This is a genomic window from Streptomyces sp. NPDC055025 (assembly GCF_053608565.1).
The window spans coordinates 1-1,312 of record NZ_JBSGVS010000155.1; the positions used below are offsets into that span (position 1 = coordinate 1).

Here is a 1,312-nt window from a genome sequence, read left to right on the forward strand (position 1 = left end):
TCGGCCTCCTTGAGGTGGTAGAGCGAGCGCAGCGCCGCGTACTCGCGCAACTGCCGGAGTTCACCGTGGTGTTCCAGGTGGTACGCGACGCTGCCGCCGTGGTCGGTGGGCTCCACCAGCAGCTCGCCGAATGCCTCGTCCGCGCTCCGGCCCACGGGGACGTCGGCGCGCAGCGCGTCAAGGAAGCGGTCCTCCAGCGCCCGGCGCAGCGGCATCAGCGCGGGGTCCCACTCGCGGTCCTCGCCCACGCCCGCGAAGCCGCGGTAGTGCAGCTCGTAGAAGACGTACAGGGTGAGCTGCGCGTCTTCGCCGTACGGGTCCGCCGCCGCGACCTCGCGCGCGTCGGGTGCGGTCCCGGCGGGTGTGGTGAGCGCGGTCAGCAGGCCGGCCGACAGCGGCCCCCGGGGTGCGGGCAGGGCGGGTCCGGTGCGAGTCCGGTCACTGGTGGTCGCCGTCATCACTGTCCTTCGGATCGTGGGCCGGGCCGCACTCGTCGCGATCGTGGTCGTGGCGGTCGTGGTCGTCGTGGTGGCCGTGACATTCGGCGGCCCGCGGGGTGGTGCGGACGCGGTGGCTGGTGTCGCACCACGGATAGGCGCGGCTGCGACGGCAGGTGCAGACAGCGACGACGAACCGGTCGGAGGAGACGACCGTGCCGTCCTCCGCGACCAGTTCCACGGGTCCTTCGATCAGGACCGGTCCGTCGCGGTCGACGGTGACACGGCGGGGCCGGTCAGCTTCGTTCGGCACGGATGACCACCAGCTCTTCCCTGTCGTCGCCGGCGCCTATCAGCCCCTGGGCGCGCAGCCACGGCAGTCGCCGGGTGAGGACGCGGCCGAAGGGTACGTACGTCCGGTCGGTGACCGAGCAGGTCAGACCGGCCGCGGCCAGCTGCCGCAGGGTCGTGTCGGCGCCGCACAGCCCGGAGTGCACCATCAGCAGGATGCCGTGCGGCCGGAGAAGAGACGGTGCGTGCGCGCAGATCCGGTCCACGACGTGCCGGCCGTCGCGGCCGGCGTCCCAGGACCGTGCCGGGCCGCGCGGCGGAGGCCGCGTCCTCGGGGCGGGGACGTACGGGGGGTTGCTCACCACCACGTCGAAGGTCCGGCCGCCCCATGGAGTCGACAGGTCGCCGCGGCGGACCCGTACCCGCTGTCCGGCGCGAAGGGCGTTGAGCCGGGTGGTCATCACCGCGCGCCGGGAGATGTCGGTGGCCGAGACCCGGGCGCCCATGCGTGCCGCCAGCACCGCCAGCGCGCCGCCGCCTGTGCAGACGTCCAGGAGATCCATGTCCGCCGCGAGACCTTCCGC

General features: G+C 73.7%; 2 protein-coding genes and 1 pseudogene. All 3 read right to left on the reverse strand.

What is annotated here, in order from left to right; all coding sequences use genetic code 11:
• Positions 1–458: pseudogene (locus ACWGDX_RS39335) on the reverse strand (iron-containing redox enzyme family protein); the annotation flags it as partial.
• Positions 439–750, reverse strand: a complete 312-nt coding sequence (locus ACWGDX_RS39340) for a CDGSH iron-sulfur domain-containing protein (protein WP_453633629.1) — start codon at positions 748–750, stop codon at positions 439–441. The gene ACWGDX_RS39340 and the pseudogene ACWGDX_RS39335, both read right to left, overlap by 20 nt.
• Positions 734–1,312: methyltransferase (locus tag ACWGDX_RS39345; protein ID WP_453633631.1), on the reverse strand; the 579-nt coding region annotated here is incomplete at its 5' end. The genes ACWGDX_RS39340 and ACWGDX_RS39345, both read right to left, overlap by 17 nt.